A 22307-nucleotide genomic window follows, 5' to 3' on the forward strand; every position below is an offset into this window, starting at 1 on the left:
GTACATGATTCAATATTTGATTATTGCGGTTTTAGTGAGTTGGAGTGCTGTTGTTGTTTTTAAGAAGGTATTTCCAAAAACAGCAAATTCAGTCTTTTCTACACTCTCTTTATTTTGTGAAAAGCAGGGTTGGACAACCTTGGCAAAATGGCTTAAGCCAAAAATGACCTTTGGCTGTGCTGGCGGCTGTGGTTGCTCAAGTGAAGATAAACCTACGAATACAGTTCAAGAAATTAAGCCGATTAAATGGCAATAAATTTAGTATTTCTTGTTTCGTTTAAAAAGCCATCATATTGATGGCTTTTTTACGCACTGACACAAAAAAAGATGAATAAAGTTCAAACTGAAAAAGCATTCAAAACAGCAAAGTGCTAACATTTTTGCCATTCTGTCGATTGATAAATTGTGGGGCAAAAATGTTAATACAACGTGGTGGATTAAAAGTTGTCGCAGGCTTGGGAATATCAGGCGTTTCTGCTGTTAATTTCCTGCATGAACAAGGCTACCAAGTTGCAGTAACGGATTCTCGTCCCACACCCCCAGGCTATGACCAGATTCCAGCTGGCGTTAAAACCAGCTTCGGTCAACTTGACCAAGAATTATTATTACAAGCAGAAGAAATTATTTTAAGCCCAGGCCTTGCACCGCAATTACCAGAAATTCAGGCAGCTATTGCTCAAGGGATTTCAGTCGTAGGCGACATTCAATTATTACGCCGCGCGACCGAAGTACCTATTGTGGCGATTACGGGTTCTAATGCGAAAAGTACAGTAACGACTTTAATTGGCTTAATGGCTAAAGATGCAGGTAAGAAAGTTGCTGTTGGTGGAAACCTTGGACGCCCAGCTCTAGATTTATTAAAAGATCAACCAGAGTTGCTTGTACTTGAGTTATCAAGTTTTCAGTTAGAAACCACATCTCATTTGAATGCTGAGGTTGCTGTGGTTCTTAACATGAGTGAAGATCATCTAGATCGTCATGGCGATATGTGGGGTTACCACCAAGCAAAACACCGTATTTTCCAAGGTGTTAAAAAAGTCATATTTAACCGTGATGATGCTTTAAGTCGTCCTCTTGTTCCAGATACAACACCAATGCAAAGCTTTGGTCTAAATGCTCCAGACTTAAATCAATATGGTGTTTTAAGAGATGGCGATGGCACGCTTTGGCTTGCACGTGGTTTGCAGCGTTTAATTAAAAGCTCAGATTTATATATTCAAGGCATGCACAACGTAGCCAATGCTTTAGCTTGTTTGGCGCTAGGTGAAGCAATTGGTTTACCTATGGAATCTATGCTTGAAACGTTAAAACAGTTTAAAGGATTAGAACACCGCTGTGAGTATGTGAGAACTGTACATGATGTACGTTATTACAATGACTCTAAAGGAACTAACGTTGGTGCTACACTTGCAGCAATTGACGGTTTAGGTGCTGCAATTGAGGTTAAAAAAGGTAAGGTTGCCTTGATTTTGGGTGGGCAGGGCAAAGGTCAAGATTTTGCTCCATTACGTTCTTCTATCGAAAAATATGCCAAAGTTGTGGTATTGATTGGTGAGGATGCTCCGGTTATTGAACAATCAATTCAGGGCGCGACCAAAATTTTGCATGCAGCAACGCTCAAAGACGCTGTAGAGCTGTGTCAACGTGAAACACAAGCTGAAGATGTGGTGTTGTTATCACCAGCCTGTGCAAGTTTTGATATGTTTAAAAGTTATAATGACCGTGGTCAGCAGTTTGTTGCCTGCGTCAATTCGTTGGTTTAAAGAAAACATGATTAGGAATGTAGTATGGCAGGCTTAGCTCAGACCACAATCCAGAAAATCAATCATTGGTATGAACGGATATTGCCTAAATGGCCAGCGGAAGTGACGCCACGTAATGTCCTGATTTTCTGTGTCGTTGCATTATTGTGTATCGGTTCAGTGATGGTCGCATCTGCTTCGATGCCCTATGCTGAATATATGCATGAAAACCCGTTTCACTATGTGATTCGTCATGGTATTTCGATTGTCGCTGCGGCTGTGGTGGCTTATTTGACCTATCGGATATCACTCAATACGTGGTTTAAAAATACTTTCCCGTTGTGGTTGTTGACCATGGTTCTTTTGCTTGCTGCTTTGGTGGTGGGTTCAGAAGTCAACGGTTCTACACGCTGGATTAAGATCGGTGGCTTTACTTTGCAGCCAACCGAGGTTGCCAAAGTCATGATGGCGATCTTTACCGCAGACTACGTTGTGCGCCGTGCCAAAGAGGTTCGTACTCATTGGAAAGGCTTATTACGTTTAAGTGGGGTCATGGCAATCACGGTCGGTTTGATTATTGCTGAGCCTGACTTGGGTGCTACGATCGTAATTGTATTGATGATGGTTGGTGTGTTCTTTTTAGCTGGTGCGCCGCCAACACAGTTCTTAATTATGCTTGGTGCGATTGTAACCGGTATTGTCTTTTTAATTTTGTTTGAGCCGTATCGTTTCCAGCGTTTGATTTCATTTACTGACCCTTGGGCAGACCCATTAGGGGTTGGTTACCAGTTATCAAATGCATTAATGGCCTTTGGCCGTGGTGAATGGTTTGGTACAGGCTTAGGGCACAGTGTCCAAAAGCTGTCTTATTTGCCAGAAGCACATACTGACTTTATGTTGGCAGTGTTAGGCGAAGAATTCGGTTTCTTTGGTATTTCGATTGTCATTGGTTTGTCTTTCTTGATGTTGGCATGCTGTATCAAAATTGGTCATCGTGCATTGAAACATCATTACCTTCGCGCAGGTTATTTGGCGTACGGCATTAGTATTATTTTCTTGCTTCAGATCTTGGTAAATGCGGGCATGAATATGGGTTTGATGCCAACTAAAGGTTTGACTCTGCCATTTATTAGTTATGGCGGTACATCTTTAATGATGTGTGCTGCGATGATTAGCTTGATCTTAAAGATTGATGCTTCAACCCAAGAAGTTAACCCAGAAAGGGAAGAATCAAACTTCTAGTTGAGTATTTAGGTATTAAAAACCCGATTTGATATCGGGTTTTTTTATTTATAGGTAGGTTCCACTAAGCTGCTCTACATGTGGAATTAAATCTACATTCCACTGCGCTACTGCTTGTTTAAGCATAACTTTAGGCTGGTCTAAATCAACGGTAGGTTGTCCTAGTGCTTGTATTGCTTGTTGCAGCAATTCAGGCGCTTTAGATAAATCAAGTGCCTGAGCAAGGTTTTGTTTAGAGAGCTTTTGCCCTTGATCATTCATGGCGAGAGGAAGGTGCATATAGCTCAGTTTAGGGTATCCTAAGAGCTCGCCAAGCCAGATCTGACGTTCGGTGTTATCTAATAGGTCTGAGCCTCGAACAACATGGGTGATGCCTTGCAGATAATCATCAACGACTACGGCAAGTTGATAGTTAATAATCCCGTCACGGCGTTTAAGAACAAAGTCTCCAAGGTCATGTTGCAGATTAGAACAATGAGTTCCTTGTAGCCGATCATCAAAACAGATCTGTTGATCTTGAACTTTTACCCGAATCGCTTGTCCTTGAAAATCAAGCCCTAGATTGCGGCAAGTTCCGGCGTAGATTGCATTTGAACCCAGCATTTTGCGTGTACATTGACAAGCATAGATAAGACCCTCTTTTTTAAGTTGGTCTAATACGCTTTCATAAATATCTAAACGGTTTTTTTGAAAGATGATTTCTGCATCGGGTTCAAACTGGAAGGCTTCCAGTGATGTGAGAATATGATCTTCACTGCCGGGATAAATACGAGGGATATCTGTGTCTTCGACACGAACGAGCCATGTGCCATGATGGGCCTTTGCATCACAATAACTGGCAACGGCAGTAATGAGTGATCCAAAATGCAAAGGGCCGGTTGGCGATGGCGCAAACCGGCCTGAATATGCAAAGCTAGGTTTCTCTTTACGAGTTACCTCGGTCATATTAACCGTTATTTTGCTTCTCTTTGATTTCTGCCAAAGTTTTGCAATCAATACATAAAGTTGCCGTTGGACGTGCTTCTAAACGACGTAAGCCGATTTCGATACCACACGTTTCACAGAAACCATAGTCTTCATTTTTAATGGCTTCCATAGATTGTTCGATTTTACGAATTAACTTACGTTCACGGTCACGTGTACGCAATTCAATTGCAAACTCTTCTTCTTGGGTAGCACGGTCATTTACATCTGGCAATGCAGTTGATTCGTCTTGCATCGTATTCAACGTACGATCAACTTCAGACATCAATTCAGCTTTCCATGCTTGCAGAATTTGTCGGAAATGCTCGAGCTGTCCTTCAGACATGTACTCTTCATTTTTCTTAGGTTGATAAGGTGCAATACCAAATAAACTTGCAGTTGTGCCTATATCAGAAGTTTTAGGTTTCACTTTACGTGCACGTTTTGCAGAAGCTTTTTCACCTTCCACTACAACTTCTGTATGTTCATCCAAAACTTGGTTGTGGTTGTCATTCGCCATAATAGGGCATTCCTCATCATACACGTATTATCTATACGCAAAAAATATGGTGATATGCAAGTGTTTTTATAGAAAACCATCGATGGATTTTACCATCGGGTCGTCATCATATAGATTTTTCCTGCAAGATGATAGTCATTCCGACCCGTAAATATTTTCAAAACGTGTTTACCCTAGTCATAATTGCATATAAGCATATAAAAAATAGAGCTAATAGCCTGAAATATCAGTATTTATAAGGCCCTGAAAATTTTCAAGACGGAAGACTTCGGTTTCAAAACTACCATCGTTTTTTAGACGAATGTAACGGTAGCCGGGAGCATTTTGGTCTAGGGCAAAGTCATTACTAAACGGTTTAAACTGAACACTGGTCGATGGGGTCGAGAAAAACTCGATCCCTTGCCAAGTGTTGAGTGAGTCTTGGTGAACATGCCCGCAGACTAAAGCTTTTACATTTTTAAATGGAGCTAATGTTGTAAGCAACGCATTAGAATTTTGTAACTTGTGATGATCAATCCATTTGGATTTCATTGCAAAAGGATGATGATGACAAGCCAATAAAACAGGGTTATCTGAAAATTCTTCGAGTAATGTCGCTAAATTTTGTAGTTGTTCTGGTGAAAGGTGTCCATCAATCTGACCTTGTACCGCACTATTTAATAAAATAACACGCCAGTTTCCTAAGCCAATCACCACAGGTTCCTGATGGTTTTCTTTATGCAATGGAAAATGGTCAACGTTATCATGATTACCCAGTGTCTGAAAAAATGGCAGACCTAACGTTTGCATATATTGAATATAACGTTTGTACGTAATAGGCGTTGGTGCTTGAGCCAGATCTCCGGTATGGATAATGGCATCAGTTTCAGGATGTTTTTTCAGGATCTGTTGAATAATTGCATGAAAACTTTCTTCAGGATTCATCCCCACAAATTCTAAGTGCGGATACTCCAATAAGTGAGTATCGGTAATTTGTATAATGACATGGTCTTTTTGTGAAAGTGTTGAGACTTGAAAAGTCACCGTCCTACCTCGTCGGATTTTATTATCGTTGTGATGTGTTGAGACAGCCATTGTAACGCCATAATGACAGGAGCATTTCTTAAACGTCCGCTGTCGAGTAACGTCTGGATTTCACTATAATTAAATAAGTGCAGTTGAATATTTTCACCTTCATTATCTACACCAAAAACGCCGCCTTCAGCAGGTAAATCGGTTTCGCTAACATAGAGATGAAATAACTCTGAACACGCACCAGCTGACGGATAAAAGCTAAATAGATGTTGTAAATCCTGAACTGCACACCCTGACTCTTCGAGGCTCTCTCGACGAATACAACTCTCGGGTGTTTCATCACCGTCTAACACGCCTGCGATTATTTCCAGTTGCCATGGGGAGAGAGGGTCATCTAAAGCGCCAACACGAAACTGTTCAATAAGTGCGAACTGTTGTTTTTGATCGTTGTAGAGTAGAACGCCTGCAGCCTCAGGGCGATGAATAAGCTCGCGCTGTATTACAGGGGTATATTCAGACTGGTTAAATAGACGATGTCGAAGGCTGACTTTTTCAACCTGAATAAAACCGCGGAATACATATTCACGGGATGTTATTTCGACATCTTCAGATATATAGCTTGGATGTTCAACAATGCTCATGAGCCAGTCAGGATAAAATCTATTTATTTCATCCTAACTGAGAATCATGGCTAGGCAAGTGTTTTTTTTGAATATTTACACTTTGTGATACAGTTTTTGTCCTTGTTCTTGATAAACCTCTTTCATGGTTTTGAGGCCTTCTTCAACCTCTGTATTGATATTGGTGAGGTTGTTGGCATAGTCGCGAACATTCTGGGTGATTTTCATCGAGCAGAACTTTGGTCCACACATTGAGCAAAAGTGTGCAGATTTGTGAGCCTCTTTCGGTAAGGTTTCATCATGCATACTACGAGCTGTGTCAGGGTCCAGACTTAAGTTGAACTGATCATCCCAACGGAATTCAAAACGTGCTTTTGACAAGGCATTATCGCGAACCTGTGCACCCGGATGTCCTTTAGCAAGATCGGCCGCGTGAGCCGCAAGCTTGTAGGTAATAATCCCGTCTTTAACATCTTTCTTATTTGGTAGACCCAAATGCTCTTTTGGTGTGACATAGCAAAGCATCGCCGTGCCATACCAACCAATCATGGCTGCACCAATTGCAGAGGTAATGTGGTCGTAACCAGGAGCAATATCGGTCGTTAAAGGCCCAAGCGTATAGAATGGCGCTTCTTTACAAACTTCTAGCTGCAAGTCCATGTTTTCTTTAATCATGTGCATTGGTACGTGACCAGGGCCTTCGATCATGACTTGAACATCATGTTCCCATGCACGATGAGTGAGTTCACCGAGTGTTTTAAGTTCGCTGAATTGTGCTTCGTCATTTGCGTCTTGGATACAGCCCGGACGTAGGCCATCGCCTAAACTGAATGAAACATCGTAGGCTTTCATGATTTCACAGATTTCATCGAAATGTGTGTATAAGAAGTTTTCTTCATGATGCGCTAGACACCACTGTGCCATGATTGAACCACCACGAGACACAATACCGGTCAAACGGTTTGCAGTGAGTGGTACATAGCGAAGTAATACGCCTGCGTGAATCGTGAAGTAGTCAACGCCTTGTTCAGCTTGTTCGATGAGCGTGTCTTTAAAGATTTCCCAAGTCAGGTCCTCTGCAACACCATCCACTTTTTCTAGTGCTTGATAAATTGGTACGGTGCCGATTGGAACAGGTGAGTTACGAATAATCCATTCACGTGTTTCATGAATATTCTTACCTGTCGACAAATCCATAATGGTGTCAGCACCCCAACGGGTTGCCCATGTCATTTTGGCAACTTCTTCATCAATTGAAGAACCAAGCGCTGAGTTACCAATGTTGGCATTAATTTTAACCAAGAAGTTACGACCAATAATCATTGGTTCAAGTTCTGGATGGTTAATGTTTGCAGGAATAATTGCCCGACCTTCAGCAACTTCTTGGCGAACAAATTCAGGTGTAATTTCTTTTAAATTTTTTGCACCAAAATTTTGTCCCGGATGCTGGCGCGTATCAACACCTTCACGCTGGCGCTGATTTTCACGAATTGCAATATATTCCATTTCAGGTGTGATAATACCTTGCTTGGCATAGTGCATTTGAGAGACATTTTTGCCAGCTTTGGCACGGCGTGGATTTTGAATGTGGGCAAAGCGAATATCTGCGGTACGAATGTCTTTTAAACGTTCTTGACCAAATGTTGAAGTTAAGCCAGAAAGTACGTCAGTATCGTTACGTTCTTCAATCCAGTTTTGGCGAACTGAAGGTAAACCTTTGTCTAAATCAATTTGAACATTTGGGTCGGTATAAACACCTGAAGTGTCATAGACCATAACAGGGGGATTATGTTCGCCACCAAGACCGGTAGGGGTATCGGTGAGAGAAATTTCCCGCATTGGAACCTGAATGTCAGGGCGAGAGCCTTCAATATAAACTTTTTTTGAAGCGGGTAAGATGCGAGTTAAATCTTTTGCATCTTGTTCATGTTGCGCTGAAATTTCAACAGAAGAGAGATTCGTTAACTGGTTCATTACATGATCCTTATGAATAACATCAACGAATCAAGCACGACCAAAAACGGTGGCGGATTTATCTTTACTAGATAAATTTGAGGCTTTAGTTTTTAGATGGCTTGATTCCTACGCAGGTCTTAACCTGATCAGGTTCAACGGTACTTGTGATCAAACTTGTGTTGCGATAACACGAAATTTACACAATCTCAGCGAGCTATTACTCGCGCTCCGTCAAGCGAATTACAGACTAACATGATTTAGGTTGGCTGGCATTGTCAATTTGTATCTATACAAACGGCATCTATATGGCAGTCACGATAGACTTCCGTGTTCCATGGCGAATCAAATTTTAATAGCTGCTCAAGTTGTTCATGGGTAATCTGATAATTTGATTTTTTATCGCCATTCTTTTCAGTTAAATCTATTTTAAATTGCTTATTGCGCTCTTCTACAGGCGTGGCAATAAACTTAAGAAATTGCTGGGCAGGTTTTGCTAAACTCGATTGGTTTTGTGTAGATAGAAAACGGATTTGTTGAAGTGCATCTTTATCAAACCATGTGTTCGGTGCATATTCATCTGAAACAGGGGTGTTATCTAGGCCAAAGAAAATAAAATAGCGATATTCGTTAAAGAGTAGTTTTGCATCACCAATAAAGTGGCTTTTTGGATATTTTTGAATAAATTTTTCCCAAAACAGCGCTCGTTCAGTGAGCTCTTTCCACGAAACAGCCAAAGCACCATCGTTATAGAAAATATCCTGATTGTCTTTCGCCATACGAGTTAAGAACTCTTTTTGGTCCGTGGTTAAGGCTTTAGAAAAAACATCGACTAGATAGTTTGGCTGACGTCGATAGGTAAACATGCCTTCGCCTTGATAAAGGAGGTCAATATAGGCTTCACCATTATGTTGAAGTAAGTATTGGTCACGTGGACTAAGTTGGTCGAATAATTTTTTCTGGCTTTGAATGACTTTTTTAGGGTCTCGTTGTTTTTGTTCTAAAACGGCATAGCCAAAAGCTTCAAAAGCTCTGGCTGTTTTGTCAGTGTAGTCTTGCTTTAGAAAACGTTGATACATAGCTGTTGATGCATCAATCACCTTAAGCTGTTCATCATTCTTCAAAGATGGAACACACGTTTTCAGTTTCTCATTAATTTGATTTAAGTCTTCTATTTTACTGTTCTGATTAATCTTCTGTATTGCGGCATTGATCTGTATGCAGCTGTTATCTGGTTTGCTTTCTGGCTTTTGTTCAGTTGATTTTTGCTCTTTAGAAACAGCTTGATCTTGCTGCGATGTTTTATTACATCCAGATAAAAGTAGTGCGCTGCATACACTCATCATTAGAAATTTTTTCATCATTGTATTTTTATCGAAGTGAACATTGCTCAAATTATAACTCGGAAAAAGATTGCATCATTGTTAGAAATCTTTATTATTAGGTAGATCGGTCTACTTAAAAAACAAAGCTATGAATGATAAAACAGCAAGACAGAAAATTCTCGATGCAGCAGCAACTTTGTTTTATAACGATGGCATTACTGCAACTGGAATTAACTCGGTTACGGCTAAAGCAGATGTTGCTAAGATGTCGCTTTATAATAATTTTTCTTCAAAAGGCGAGCTTGTCGATGCCTACATTGCTGCGCGGCATCAAGAATGGCTTGATCTTTATCAAAAACGTTTAGAGACAACAAAATCAGCTACAGAAGCTATTTTGGCAGTGTTTGATGCCTATCAAGATCATGCAGAATTTGCCTATGAAAAAGGCTTTCGAGGATGTGGGTTATTGAATGCTGCGGCTGAGTTTCCAGCAAATAGTGCAGGGCGAAGTTCTGTCAGACAGCATAAAGAAGAGGTTGAAGCTATTGTTGCTGAACATTTAAAAAAATTAATACCAGACTCGCAGCGCGTTAGCTACGTGGCTACGCAGCTTTCCTTTCTTTTAGAGGGTTCTATGGCAAGAGCTGGGTTGGAAGGAAGTAGTCGTCAGCTTCTATTAGCAAGACAAATGGCAGAAGATCTTCTAAAGAGAGAAGGCCAACATGATTAGCCTCATTAAAAATAGTAGTTATGGCGGCACAATCGCAATTTTAGTTGCCTCTGTTTTATGGGGAACAACAGGTACTGCTGCCGCATTTGCACCAACACTTGGACCACTCGCCATTGGTGCTGTGGCTATGGGTGGCGGAGGTCTTTTGCAAGCTTTGGTTGCATCGCGGGCTATTCGAGAAAACCGTCAATTTATAAGGCAAAACCTTCTAATACTGCTTTTAGGTGTTGCGGCAGTTGGTATTTATCCTTTGGCCTTTTATTCCTCAATGCATTATGCAGGAATTACGATTGGCACCGTGGTTTCTATTGGTGCAGCGCCACTGATCGCAGCAATTTTAGAACGATTTTTTGATCGGAAGTCTTTGTCAGCGATCTGGTTCTTAAGTTTTATTTTTGGTGTTATGGGCGTAAGTTTGTTATCCATGGGTGAAAACCATGCGCTCCAAGAGGGTACAAATGAATGGAATAAAATCTTCGGTATTTTTCTTGGGCTTGTCGCGGCTACAACTTATTCACTTTATTCATGGGCTGCTAAAAGATTAATAGATCGGGGTGTTGCTGCTAAAGCTGCAATGGGCATGATTATGGGTGGTGGGGCAGTTATTTTGCTTCCTACTTTACTGGTTACAGGTGGAGGGTTGTTGCAAAGTTCAACCAATTTACTTGTTGCTGGTTATATGATGTTGATTCCTATGTTTTTAGGTTATTTACTTTTCGGCTTTGGTCTAAAAACAGTAAATGCCAGTAAAGCGACGACCTTAACTTTATTTGAACCTCTAGTTGCCGCGCTTTTTGCCATCGTATTGGTTGGTGAGCATATTTCATGGTTGGGTTGGATAGGTATGTTTTTGATTTTCATTTGTATTTTAATATTGTCAAAAAATGAGAACGCTTAAAAAACTAAAACTTTTAATGGCTTGAGTTTGCTTGGAATTTTTCTTAGTCTTAAAGGCAAGTTTTATCGTTGATTTGAACAATGAAAATAAAATTAATGGTCGCTGTTGGCCTTTGGAGTTTTGCATCTTCCAGTTTTGCTCTAGATTTAGTTGAAGCTTATGAGCGCGCAAAACAAAATGACCCAACATGGCAAGCCAATCAACAACAATTTGAAGCAGATCAACTTAATTTAGGTTTGGCAACTGGTGCCTTATTACCAACGGTCACATTGTCAGGAAATATTACTCGTAATCGGCAAACGGTGAAGCGTTCTAATTTTCCTGGAGTTGATCAGGAAGGGCTTTCAGATGCCTTGGTGAGTAATACGTCTACTACTCGTCAAGCGACTTTAACTGCACGTCAGCCACTTTTTCGAATGGATGCTTGGGAAGGTTATAAGCAAGTTAAAACCTCGGTTGCCTTAAGTGAAATAACTTTAAGATTGCAAAAACAAGACCATGTTTTAAATGTAGCAGAGGCCTATTTTAATGTGCTGCGCCAGCAGGCATTAAGCGTTGCATACTTACAAGAAGAAAAAGCTTTGCTTGAGCAACTCAATATGATGAATGCCAAGCTCAAAGAGGGTTTGGTGGCGCGTAGTGATGTGAGTGAAGCAAATGCTCAATATCAAAATGCTAGAGCCAATCGTATTTCAACCAATGTTCAATTACTTTTAGCGCAAGAACAGCTTTCCGAATATATTGGTGCTTATCAAGATAAGCTTGCAATATTGCGTGGTGATTTTAATTTTCAAAAACCTTATCCAGCCCAGCTTAATGATTGGCTTTCTTTGGCCCAGCAAAAAAACTTAAAGATTCAACAAGCACGTTTACAGCAACGATATAGTGAGGATCAGCGCCGTGTGGAAAAAGCCGCGCTTTATCCTCAAATTGATGCTGTTGCAAGTTATGGATATACCAAACAGACACCAGAGACACTCATTTCCACTGATGGAAAATTTGATCAGGTCGGTGTGGAAATGAACTGGAATTTATTTAATGGTGGGCGTACACGAACATCAATTAAAAAAGCGACTGTAGAGGCCAGTAAAGCTCAGGCACAACTTGATGCAGCTATTCGCCGTGCCAATGTTGATGTGAAAAGTGCATATATGCAGGTAGATACAGATCAAGCAAAACTCGAAGCACGAAAAGCTGCAATGGATTCGTCTTCGCTTGTTTCTCAAGCTTCAAAAGCGAGTTATAACGAAGGCTTAAAAAGTATGGTTGATGTTTTATTAGCGCAGCGTAATGCTTTTTCGGCAAAACAGGATTATCTTAATAGTCAATATGACTACTTATTGAATGTACTTCGGTTAAAAGCTGCGGTGGGCCAGTTAGGCGAAAAAGATCTGGTCGAATTAAACAGCTGGCTAACCTATCAGTGAGCAAAAAAAGCTTTTATCTGAATTTTAATTTTGTCATAAAAACTTAATGATTGCTGTGTTCTAATGCTCAATCATTTTATTCCTGCGCCATCATGTTGGAGGCTTCCCTTGAGTCCAAGTAATCCGGTGTTAAGCCATCATATTTCTTCTCAATTTAATGAAGATTTGCAAGATGTAAACACAAAGTTCATGACCATGGGTGGCTTGGTCGAACAACAGGTGGCGAACGCAATTCATGCCTTGCTTGATACAGATGCAAATTTAGCGATTGATGTTCAATTTAAAGATAACGCCGTCAATCAATATGAACGTGATATTGATGAAGGTCTTACGCTAATTTTGGCACGTCGTCATCCGGCAGCGATCGACTTGCGTATGGTTATTGCAATGAGCAAAGCCAATACTGACCTTGAGCGTATTGGTGATGAAGCTGCAAAAATTGCTCGTATTGCGCAAAACCTCTGTGAAGAAGGTGGTTCTCCGCGTGGCTACATGGAAACCCGTCATATTGGTAACCAAGTTCGTGTCATGATTCATGATGCACTTGATGCTTTTGCGCGTTTAGATGCAGATCAAGCTTTGCGTGTGCTTTTAGCCGATGCAGATATTGACCGTGAATACCAGTCAGCAACACGTACTTTAATGACTTATATGATTGAAGATCCACGTCATATTGCTCGTGTAATTAATGTGATGTGGGTGTTACGTTCTTTAGAGCGTATTGGTGACCATGCCCGTAACATTGCTGAGCAAGTGATTTACATGGCAAAAGGCTTTGATGCCCGCCATACCAAAATTGAAGAAATTGAAGCTAAAGTCCACGAAAAGTAATCTTAAGCTGAAATATTTAAAAGCCTTGTTTGAAACAAGGCTTTTTTATTTTTGAAATAATAGATAAAAAAATGTCCCGAACTTTGGGGGGAAGTTCAGGACAGAAAATCAAGTGCATAAACACGACAGGGATCGTGTTCTTCTTGCTATGAATTGATATTAAGTTCTTCGCTTTTTTATGTCATGTAGAGTCCTGTTCGCTCTATGTAAGGCTTTTTATGCTTGTGTAAGTTTCACGTAAAAAAAGGCGGATCTATGTATATAGACCCGCCTTTTAAATGATGATTAGGTTAAAACAAACCGCTTATTCTGGTTTCCAGCCTTCAGCTTTTTCTACGCTTTCATCATTATTGAAAAACTTCTCACGTTGTTCTTCAAGAAACTTCTTCGCTTCTGGTTCAAACACATTTAAGCGTTTTTCATTAATCAGCGTTGTTTGGTGTTGTAACCATTCTTGCCATGCTTGTTTAGAAACATTTTCAAAAAAATCTTGGCCTTTAGCACCAGGAAATGGAGCGAAGTCTAGACCTTCCATTTCCTTTTGATATTTGCGGCAAAATACTTGTCGACTCATGTTTTATCCTTAAGCGTATAACTGTTCTAAACGTGTATGGGCACGAGCAATTGCAGCTTCTACCTGTTTTGGTGAAGTTCCACCAATATGATCACGTGCATTTACTGAAGCTTCTAGTGTTAGAGCTTTATCAAACACATCTGCTGTGATTAAGTCAGAGAATTGTTGTAATTGCTCAAGCGTTAATTCAGATAAATCTTTTTCTTCAGCTACGCCTAATGCAACTGCTTTACCTACAATTTCATGAGCATCACGGAAAGCAACGCCTTTTTTCACTAAATAGTCAGCAAGATCGGTTGCGGTCGAGAATCCACGAAGTGCAGCTTCACGCATAATTTCAATATTTGGAACCAATGCAGGAATCATGTCTGCGAAAGCCATGAGTGAACCACGAACCGTATCGATTGCATCAAATAAAGGTTCTTTATCTTCTTGGTTGTCTTTGTTGTACGCCAATGGTTGACCTTTCATTAGCGTAAGTAAGCTAATTAAGTCACCAAATACACGACCTGATTTACCACGGATCAGTTCAGGAACATCCGGGTTTTTCTTCTGTGGCATGATTGAAGAACCAGTACAGAAACGATCAGGAATATTCACAAATTTAAACTGTGCAGAAGTCCAAAGAATCAGTTCCTCTGACATACGTGATAAGTGCATCATAATTAAAGATGCAGCTGCATTAAACTCAATGGCAAAGTCACGGTCAGATACAGCATCAAGAGAGTTTTCACATACAGCTTCAAAACCTAATAATTCTGCTGTGTAAGCGCGGTCAATTGGATATGTCGTGCCAGCAAGAGCGGCAGAACCAAGTGGCAGACGGTTGACACGCTTACGGCAATCTTGAAGACGCTCAGAGTCACGTACTAACATTTCAAACCATGCTAATAGGTGATGACCAAAAGTCACTGGCTGTGCAGTTTGTAGGTGGGTGAAGCCAGGCATAATGGTGTTTACATTTTTGGCAGCCAAGCCTAACAAGCCTTTTTGTAAGCGCTCTAATAATTTTAAAATGTCATCAATTTCGTCACGTAGGTAAAGACGAATATCGGTTGCAACCTGATCGTTACGGCTACGACCAGTGTGTAATTTTTTACCTGTAATACCAATACGTTGAGTCAAACGTGATTCAATGTTCATGTGAACATCTTCAAGATCGATGCGCCATTCAAAGGTTCCAGCCTCAATTTCTGAGCGAATAGTGCTTAAACCTTCAATAATGTCATCGCGTTCTGCTTCTGTGAGTACGCCAACTTTCGCAAGCATGGTAGCATGCGCAATCGAACCGGCGATGTCTTGTTTATAAAAACGCTGGTCAAACTGAACAGAGGCGGTAAATTCGGCTACAAAAGCATCCGTCGCTTCAGAAAAACGACCACCCCACATACCTGAGGTTTGGTCTGGGGTTACTGAATTAGGGGGATTTGAAGATGTGGTCATGGTGGCTCAGTAAAATAAAAAAGAGTATATCACTTGCCGAAGCTCAACAAACAAAGTTGTTTCCTACAGCATACCGAAATCAAAATTCCTCCTATTTTTTTACGAAAAACGGTCGTTGGCAACACTTATTCGAATTAATTATCGCAAGTAACATTTTGGCACTGGTTTTGGCACTGGCTGAAGCTCAGTCATGGCAAGCATTAAGCGGTGGACGCCTTTTACAATACATCGTTTTTATTAACTGGGTAATATTGTCGTTTTTTTCCTTGGTTGAACGCTTTCAAGGTTTTTTTAGCAGCTTACGTCAAGAATTTGCCTTGGCTATCGGTTTTGTCATGTTGCAAGCTATCGTTGTTTTGACGACTTTAATAAGTAATTTTTTTCAGTTTGGTCTTTTAAATAAACATGCTTCTTTAACACAGGACTGGCGCATTTATTTTACCAATGTGCCTTTATATCTAAGCTACGGGATATTACTGGGGGCTTTCTGCTTGCGCTATCTCTATGTGAGAGAGCAATGGCTACATCAACAATATGCAGAGTTAAATGCTCGTATTCAGGCTATGCAAGCGCGGATTCATCCCCATTTTTTATTTAATAGTTTAAATAATGTGGTGAGCTTAATTGCGATAGACCCAGATAAAGCAGAAGGTATGTTGATTAGCCTGTCACGTTTATTTCGCGCAAGCTTCCAAGAATTGAAATTGGTGAGTCTGCATGAAGAAATCGAGTTGAGTAAACAATATTTAATGATTGAGCAGGTACGTTTGGGAGAGCGTTTAAAAGTAGATTGGAAAATTGAACTTTCACCTGTGCAACTGAAACAGATCACCATTCCTTTATTGACATTACAACCTTTGTTAGAGAATAGTATTTTTCATGGGGTAGAACCAATGATAGGTAAGGCAACCATCGGGGTATTGGTTGAAATATTGCAAAATCAGGTCAGTATAGTCATTACCAACCCATATACAGACGATACAATAAATTCACGGAAAGGGCATGGAATCGCGCTTGAAAATGTAAAACAACGCCTGAAAGCATATTATGGGAACTCCGTTAGATTTCAGGTTTATAAAGGTGAAACCTTATATACCACCATTATGAGCTATCAATATCAAACAAAATAATAAGTTAGTCAGAGTTAACCATAAAAAAATGGATCAAGTTAACGGTGACAAGGAGGATAAATGAAGGTGCTGATTTGTGATGACGAACCACTTGCAGTGGAGCGATTATCACGTTTAGTTTCAAAGATGGGACATGAAGTTGTATCAACGGCTCATCATGGACAGGAAGCCTTGGAACAGGCGCGGCTTCATCAACCGGATGTAATCTTACTTGATATTCAAATGCCAGGTATGAATGGTCTTGTCTGTGCAGAACAGTTAAGTCAGCTGAACCCTAGACCTGCGATTGTATTTTGTACAGCCTATGACCAACATGCATTGGAAGCGTTTAAATCTCAGGCTCAAGCTTATCTTCTTAAACCGATCGACCCTCAAGAACTTGAACAAGTTTTTAGTCAACTGACTCAGCTTACTCGAGCGCAGCTCAATGCTTTGCCACAACATGATTTTTTACATGATCTAAAAACACAGCGACATCAAATTGCTGCTAAAACCTATCGTGGGGTTGAGCTGATTCCTGTGGAGAATATTTATTATTTTTTAGCAGATCAGAAATATGTCACGGTGCGTCATCAAAATGGCAGTGTATTAATTGATGAAACTTTAAAAGAGCTTGAAACCGAATTTGCAGATCAATTCATTCGCATTCATCGCAATGCGTTGGTTGCAGTTGCCTATTTAGATGGATTGGAGTTGGTCAGTTCGGGGCAATATCAGGTTCGATTACGTGGTTTAGATGAACGACTTTCGGTGAGCCGCCGACATTTATCTATGCTTAGAGACCGGATTCATCAGCTCTAAACTTAAAAAGAGTTATCTTGGACGTGCGAGATTTTACTTGCAATTTTAAGGGATCAAGTTAAGTTTAGGGTGTATTGTTTGACCAGCCCATGCTTGAATTTATGAAAACCTTGAAAATTGCTACACGACAAAGCCCACTTGCTCTTTGGCAGGCAGAATATATTCGTGCCCGATTACAGGAGCTTCACCCGGATTTAATGGTGGAGTTGGTTAAATTTGTCACGCAGGGCGATAAAATCTTAGATACGCCTTTAGCAAAAATTGGTGGGAAAGGGCTGTTTGTTAAAGAGTTAGAAGCAGCTCTTTTAGATGGGCGTGCAGATTTAGCCGTACATTCAATGAAAGATGTTCCGATGGCTTTGCCAGAAGGTTTAACCTTGGCGGTAATTTGTGAACGTGAAGATCCATTAGATGCTTTCGTTTCAAATCAATTTGAAAAATTTGCTGACTTACCTCAAGGTGCAAAAGTTGGTACATCAAGTTTACGTCGTAAATCTCAGATTTTAAAACAACGCCCTGATTTGCAAATTATTGATTTGCGTGGAAATGTTGGAACACGTTTAGGGAAGTTAGATGATGGTCAATACGACGCGATTATTTTGGCCAGTGCTGGTTTGAAGCGTTTAGGGCTGTCAGAACGCATTCGTCATTGTTTAACACCAGATATTAGCTTACCTGCTGTGGGTCAAGGTGCATTGGGTTTGGAATGCCGTGCAGCTGACAACGAAGTATTAGCTTTAATTCAACCTTTATTACACCAAGAAACAGATGTTTGTGTGCGTGCTGAGCGTGCCTTTAATGCTTATCTTGAAGGCGGTTGTCAGGTCCCAATTGCAGGTTATGCCACACTACAAAATGGACAAATCCATATTGAAGGTCGTGTCGGAAGTGCCGATGGTCAAACATTATTACGTGCTGAACTGACAGATGAAGCCAGCAACGCTCAGCAATTGGGTGAAAACCTTGCTCGAAACTTACTTGATCAAGGTGCTGGTGAGCTATTAAAGGCTCTCTACTAAGCTATGTTGTTTATTAATACTCGACCTGATTCTCGGGCTGCAGAATTAACAGAAGTTTTGCAAAATGAAGGTTATCAGGTTGAGTCTTTACCTCTTTTAGAACTCGTTGCTAAACCCTTTTCCGAACATTTACTTCAGCTTTACCAACAATTAGTTAAAGTACAAGCTATCGTTGTAGTGAGCCCAACCGCCGTTGATGTGGGGATGAAGTATTTACTGCAAAGCGGTTTAAAACTATCTGACTTGAAGCATATTCAGTGGATTGCCGTTGGGCAGTCAACGGCCAATTGTCTAAATGAATATGGAGTAGAAGCACATATTCCAGATATTGAAACCTCTGAGGGGATGTTAAATCTACCTATTCTCCATAATATGAAGCAAGCTGCTAGCGTCGCTTTTTGGCGAGGAGAAGGTGGTCGTCAATTTATGATGGAAACCTTGCAACAGCAAGGAATTCAGATTTTAAATTTCGTTTTATATCATCGGCAGTGCCCAGAAACCTCATATTCCACATTCAAACATCTGACACAGAATTCAAATTATAATTTAAACAAATGGCTGGTCTTGATTACGAGTGAGGCGAGCTGGAAGTATTGGTTAGAGCTTTGTTCAAAAAATAATGTACAACCTGATTGTGTATATTTGGTTTTAGGGCCACGTCTTTTTCAAATTGTTAAAGAATATCGCGATCAGCAACAGGCTCATTTTCACATTATTCAACTTGAAAATTTATCGCCTTCGGGGATGATTCATCACATTCAGGCATTATAAGGATTCGTATGAGAAAACTTGTTTCTATCATCATTTTACTGGGCATGGCTTGGTTGGCTAAGCTCAGTTACGATATGTGGCAAATTTCTCGTACTGTTCCCGAGCTTAAGCAAAGTTTGCTTCAATCAGAACAGCACTATGCCAATCTAAATGATCAATTGGTTGCTTTACAACGACAATTACAGAATCAACCTGTAAATACAGGGAATAAACTGAGTCCGGCCGGCCATTTAGAAGTCCCGCCGATGGGTATTGCCCCTACAGTTTTAATAAAACAAAAGTTGGATTTAATTCAATTTGCAATTGATCAGCAACAATTGATTTACGCAGTTGATCAATTAAACCAGTTACAGCAATCTCTTCTACACTATGAAATTGCCCCTGCATTGCAACATAGCTTGAACCAATCGCTTGAGCAGGATAAACAGGCAGTTCAGCAATTCACATTGGCCCAAAATCAACGCCATCAATTGATTGATGATTTATTACAGACGATTGATAAAAATATTCAGCAAGCCTTAGCTCAGCCTAAACTTGAGATGGATCAATCCGAGTCTGTGTCTTGGTGGAAAAAATGGTTCCGTATAGAAAAAGTAGAAACGCCGTCTATTAATTTAATGAATCGAAGTGTAGTGCTCAAAGAAGTGCAATTAAGATTATTAATTGCGGAACAGGCGCTCAATGAAGGGAAAATGACAGAGTACCAAAACGAGTTGCAGTCTGTGATGCAAAAGCTAGATGAAATGCCTGATGCAACGAGTCAGCAGTTAAAAAAACGTATTGCTAAAGTGGCACATTTATCGGTAGTGCCTGTTCCTAAATTATCTACACTTGGTCTAATTGGCTCATAAGGAGGAGATATGAAACACCTCCTGTCGGTTTATTTCGTAATTAGCTTAATACTCTTTGCAGCTTTAGCTTTATTTAGTTATGGCTATGGAATGGGGTATGTCTATATCTACTGGCGACAATTGCAGTTGCAAACAAATGTCTGGGGATTAACGCTTGCTTTTGTGGTAGTGAGTTTTATTGCACAACTCGTATGGCTTTGGATTAAACGTTATTCCTCTCGTGAGCAAAGAAAAAGTGAAAACATCTTCCAGTTTAAAAACCTTCATCCCTATGAACAATTAGGTATTGTTTGGTTATTAGAGGCTGCCGAAGACCAACGTGTATTTATTGAACGTGTTTTTACTCAATCAGGACTTTTAAAAAATATTATTGATGCCAAGTTTCTGGTTTTAAGTGGAGACTATCCAAAAGCATTAGCTGCTTTAGATCAGTCACCGCCAATGGCATTTGAATTGGCAGAGTTAGAGCGAATCGAAATCTTTTTAGCCCAAAATGAAGCTGATCGTGCATTAACTCATCTTGAATTTTTATACCAGCATCAGTTATCGCCTTGGCTTGAGGAAATAGAAACCGCCTACCAGCAAAGATTAACTGCGTTATGGGGGCAATTAGCGCTGCAACATCCATGGGTATATTTACGGTCCATGAAGTATGGATTATTAGATGCTGAACACCGTGATTTATGGTTGCAGCAGCTTCTTCAGCAATTTGATCAAGCTTCTATTGATGACCTGCATGCCTTGCAACAACGTTATCTGGATTTAGAGTCTGAGATCCAAACTCGACCTTATAGCAGTAAGTTGTTATGGCTCAAACTATTAGCACGTATGCCTGATATGAGCATGCAGCATGCAGCCTTAACACTACACTTATTAAAAGAGCAGTTTGATCCAGAAGTGTTTTACCTGTGGTTTCAGCAACAATTGCTTAAACAGGTTCCAGACTATGCTGATGTCGAAGAAAAAATTATTGAGCTTGAAAATCAATATATGAATTTGCCAGTTTTAACTTTTGCAAAATGGCATGTCTATATGGCAACTGGACGTCAAGCAGAGGCTGAAACATTATTAACATTATATCCAGATAATATTTTAATGAGCTATTTGCGTATTAAGTCTACCCTTAAAGAAGATGAAGTGTTAATCAATCAGTTAAACCTAATCTTTGAAAATGATGCGAATTTTTTAAAATTTAAAATATGAGGTAAAAATGAAAGAACTGTCTGTCTACCCGATAATATATGAACAGAAAGTAGCGTGGGGAGATATGGATGCTTTTGGTCATGTCAATAATGTACAATATTATCGATATATTGAAAGCTCACGTATTTTATATATGGAAGCGATAAATATATTAACCCCACAATTATATACCGTTGTCGCTTCAAGCCAATGCAAATACTTAAAGCCTGTTTTTTATCCCGATGTATTGAAAGTTGGTGTTCGTGTGGAAGAGCTCCGTAATAGTGCATTCCGTATGGCTTATATATTGTGGAGCGAAACACAACAACAAATCGTAGCTACGGGTGATGCTGTTATGGTATGCGTAGATAAATTAACAGAACGAAAATGTGAAATACCTCAAGAGATAAAACAAAAAATTATTGAGCTAGAAAAATCTGTTGGACATGACTTAATACATTTATCTTAAATAAATATTAATAAAATATATGTCATTTATAATTGGTAATGTAATTAAAAGGTAATTTTTTTGATTATTCTGATGAACACGGCTTTCAAACTATTGCTTATTGAATAGATTATAAATAATATTGGTCTTGATTTTATGTTTTTAAATTTTGTCTGTATTATTTTGAATTGTCTGTAAGACTGGAGTATTTATTAATGAAGCCGGATATCAGTGAATTATCTGTTGAAGAGTTAAAACGTTTACAAGAAGAAGCTGAAGCTTTAATTGTAAGTAAAAAAGATCAAGCAATCGAAGATGCTTATAATCAAATTATCGAGATCGCTGAAAATGTAGGTTTTAGTGTTGAACAACTTCTTGAGTTTGGTGCTCAAAAACGTAAGAAAACAACACGTAAATCTGTTGAACCGCGTTACCGTAACAAAAACAATTCTGAAGAGACTTGGACTGGCCGTGGTAAACAACCACGCTGGTTAGTTGCTGAAATTGAAAAAGGCGCAAAACTTGAAGATTTCTTAATCTAATCGTATTGCTGATCTAAAAAGCCAGGCAAATTTGCCTGGCTTTTTTATGCGTGAAATATTTAAAATTTTGCTATAAATATTATTTAAGAATTTGAGTGTTTAAATTCATCTTTAAATAGATTGTTGAGATCAAATGTACGTTTAGTAAGTTGATTAGCCAGTTTTCATGATTTTGTCATACGTTCAACTTATAGTCTTAATACAGAAGCCAAGCCTGATTGCTTGGTTTTTTTATATGAAGTGAATTGGCGATGTTGAAAAAGTATGCATAATGTCAGACT

General features: G+C 39.7%; 23 protein-coding genes and 1 riboswitch. Of the genes, 15 read left to right on the forward strand and 8 right to left on the reverse strand.

The window, feature by feature from the left end; all coding sequences use genetic code 11:
* The first annotated feature begins 4 nt into the window (after positions 1-4).
* The 3 genes from ACPF64_RS05550 (at position 5) to ftsW (ending at position 2984) form a co-directional block, all read left to right on the forward strand.
* Complete coding sequence (locus ACPF64_RS05550) at positions 5-256, forward strand: DUF6587 family protein (protein WP_080026171.1); 252 nt, start codon at positions 5-7, stop codon at positions 254-256.
* A 160-nt stretch (positions 257-416) separates the two neighbouring features.
* On the forward strand, positions 417-1763 hold the full coding sequence (gene murD / locus ACPF64_RS05555) for a UDP-N-acetylmuramoyl-L-alanine--D-glutamate ligase (RefSeq protein ID WP_426455781.1): 1347 nt from the start codon (positions 417-419) through the stop codon (positions 1761-1763).
* Positions 1764-1787: 24 nt separating this feature from the next.
* Positions 1788-2984 (forward strand): putative lipid II flippase FtsW, encoded by a 1197-nt coding sequence (gene ftsW / locus ACPF64_RS05560; RefSeq protein WP_004795141.1) that lies wholly within the window; start codon positions 1788-1790, stop codon positions 2982-2984.
* Between the two features lie 48 nt (positions 2985-3032).
* Here ftsW and gluQRS read toward each other — a convergent pair whose 3' ends face one another.
* The 6 genes from gluQRS to ACPF64_RS05590 form a co-directional block, all read right to left on the reverse strand.
* Entirely contained in the window at positions 3033-3929 is an 897-nt protein-coding gene (gene gluQRS, locus ACPF64_RS05565) for a tRNA glutamyl-Q(34) synthetase GluQRS (protein ID WP_426455782.1), read from the reverse strand.
* Between the two features lies 1 nt (position 3930).
* Positions 3931-4467, reverse strand: coding sequence for an RNA polymerase-binding protein DksA (gene dksA, locus ACPF64_RS05570; protein ID WP_004640678.1), 537 nt, complete (start codon positions 4465-4467; stop codon positions 3931-3933).
* Positions 4468-4677: 210 nt separating this feature from the next.
* Positions 4678-5490 (reverse strand): 3',5'-cyclic-AMP phosphodiesterase, encoded by an 813-nt coding sequence (cpdA, locus tag ACPF64_RS05575; RefSeq protein WP_005037307.1) that lies wholly within the window; start codon positions 5488-5490, stop codon positions 4678-4680.
* Positions 5487-6122, reverse strand: a complete 636-nt coding sequence (locus ACPF64_RS05580) for an NUDIX domain-containing protein (RefSeq protein ID WP_426455783.1) — start codon at positions 6120-6122, stop codon at positions 5487-5489. The genes cpdA and ACPF64_RS05580 overlap by 4 nt, the downstream gene beginning before the upstream one ends.
* Positions 6123-6197: 75 nt before the next feature.
* Entirely contained in the window at positions 6198-8075 is a 1878-nt protein-coding gene (thiC, locus tag ACPF64_RS05585; RefSeq protein ID WP_003654459.1) for a phosphomethylpyrimidine synthase ThiC, read from the reverse strand.
* An 88-nt stretch (positions 8076-8163) separates the two neighbouring features.
* Positions 8164-8298, reverse strand: a riboswitch (TPP riboswitch).
* 34 nt (positions 8299-8332) lie between these two features.
* Positions 8333-9418 (reverse strand): hypothetical protein, encoded by a 1086-nt coding sequence (locus ACPF64_RS05590; RefSeq protein ID WP_426455784.1) that lies wholly within the window; start codon positions 9416-9418, stop codon positions 8333-8335.
* Positions 9419-9527: 109 nt separating this feature from the next.
* On the opposite strand from ACPF64_RS05590, the gene ACPF64_RS05595 reads away from it, so the two are divergent.
* The 4 genes from ACPF64_RS05595 to phoU all read left to right on the forward strand — a co-directional run bounded on the left by ACPF64_RS05595 (position 9528) and on the right by phoU (position 13265).
* The gene (locus ACPF64_RS05595) at positions 9528-10109 is read left to right on the forward strand and encodes a TetR/AcrR family transcriptional regulator (protein ID WP_426455785.1); all 582 of its coding nucleotides are present in this window, start codon (positions 9528-9530) and stop codon (positions 10107-10109) included.
* Positions 10102-11007, forward strand: a complete 906-nt coding sequence (locus tag ACPF64_RS05600) for a DMT family transporter (RefSeq protein ID WP_270903159.1) — start codon at positions 10102-10104, stop codon at positions 11005-11007. The genes ACPF64_RS05595 and ACPF64_RS05600 overlap by 8 nt, the downstream gene beginning before the upstream one ends.
* Positions 11008-11102: 95 nt before the next feature.
* A complete protein-coding gene (locus ACPF64_RS05605) occupies positions 11103-12434 on the forward strand; it encodes a TolC family outer membrane protein (RefSeq protein ID WP_426456107.1) in 1332 nt (443 codons plus the stop codon).
* A gap of 108 nt (positions 12435-12542) precedes the next feature.
* Positions 12543-13265 (forward strand): phosphate signaling complex protein PhoU, encoded by a 723-nt coding sequence (gene phoU / locus ACPF64_RS05610; protein WP_003654470.1) that lies wholly within the window; start codon positions 12543-12545, stop codon positions 13263-13265.
* Positions 13266-13569: 304 nt separating this feature from the next.
* On the opposite strand, the gene ACPF64_RS05615 is transcribed toward phoU, so the two are convergent.
* Both ACPF64_RS05615 and argH read right to left on the reverse strand, forming a co-directional pair.
* On the reverse strand, positions 13570-13839 hold the full coding sequence (locus ACPF64_RS05615; protein ID WP_000089995.1) for an oxidative damage protection protein: 270 nt from the start codon (positions 13837-13839) through the stop codon (positions 13570-13572).
* A 9-nt stretch (positions 13840-13848) separates the two neighbouring features.
* Positions 13849-15282: an argininosuccinate lyase gene (gene argH / locus ACPF64_RS05620; protein ID WP_017387747.1), complete on the reverse strand. Its 1434-nt coding sequence runs from the start codon at positions 15280-15282 to the stop codon at positions 13849-13851.
* On the opposite strand from argH, the gene ACPF64_RS05625 reads away from it, so the two are divergent.
* The 8 genes from ACPF64_RS05625 (at position 15273) to ACPF64_RS05660 (ending at position 22026) form a co-directional block, all read left to right on the forward strand.
* Complete coding sequence (locus ACPF64_RS05625; RefSeq protein ID WP_426455786.1) at positions 15273-16412, forward strand: sensor histidine kinase; 1140 nt, start codon at positions 15273-15275, stop codon at positions 16410-16412. The genes argH and ACPF64_RS05625 overlap by 10 nt on opposite strands.
* A 60-nt stretch (positions 16413-16472) precedes the next feature.
* Entirely contained in the window at positions 16473-17213 is a 741-nt protein-coding gene (locus ACPF64_RS05630) for a LytR/AlgR family response regulator transcription factor (protein WP_003654476.1), read from the forward strand.
* Between the two features lie 101 nt (positions 17214-17314).
* Positions 17315-18232: a hydroxymethylbilane synthase gene (gene hemC, locus ACPF64_RS05635; protein WP_426455787.1), complete on the forward strand. Its 918-nt coding sequence runs from the start codon at positions 17315-17317 to the stop codon at positions 18230-18232.
* Positions 18233-18235: 3 nt separating this feature from the next.
* On the forward strand, positions 18236-19003 hold the full coding sequence (locus ACPF64_RS05640; RefSeq protein ID WP_426455788.1) for a uroporphyrinogen-III synthase: 768 nt from the start codon (positions 18236-18238) through the stop codon (positions 19001-19003).
* Positions 19004-19011: 8 nt separating this feature from the next.
* Positions 19012-19854, forward strand: coding sequence for a hypothetical protein (locus tag ACPF64_RS05645; RefSeq protein ID WP_005037281.1), 843 nt, complete (start codon positions 19012-19014; stop codon positions 19852-19854).
* Between the two features lie 9 nt (positions 19855-19863).
* Positions 19864-21057 (forward strand): heme biosynthesis protein HemY, encoded by a 1194-nt coding sequence (locus tag ACPF64_RS05650; protein ID WP_231764205.1) that lies wholly within the window; start codon positions 19864-19866, stop codon positions 21055-21057.
* Between the two features lie 7 nt (positions 21058-21064).
* Positions 21065-21505 carry an acyl-CoA thioesterase gene (locus tag ACPF64_RS05655; protein WP_004640721.1) on the forward strand — a complete coding sequence of 147 codons (441 nt, stop codon included), beginning with the start codon at positions 21065-21067 and terminating at the stop codon, positions 21503-21505.
* Between the two features lie 194 nt (positions 21506-21699).
* Positions 21700-22026, forward strand: a complete 327-nt coding sequence (locus ACPF64_RS05660) for an H-NS family nucleoid-associated regulatory protein (RefSeq protein ID WP_003654486.1) — start codon at positions 21700-21702, stop codon at positions 22024-22026.
* The last annotated feature ends 281 nt before the right edge of the window (positions 22027-22307 follow it).

Source organism: Acinetobacter sp. KB005, assembly GCF_049949095.1.
GTDB lineage: Bacteria > Pseudomonadota > Gammaproteobacteria > Pseudomonadales > Moraxellaceae > Acinetobacter > Acinetobacter calcoaceticus.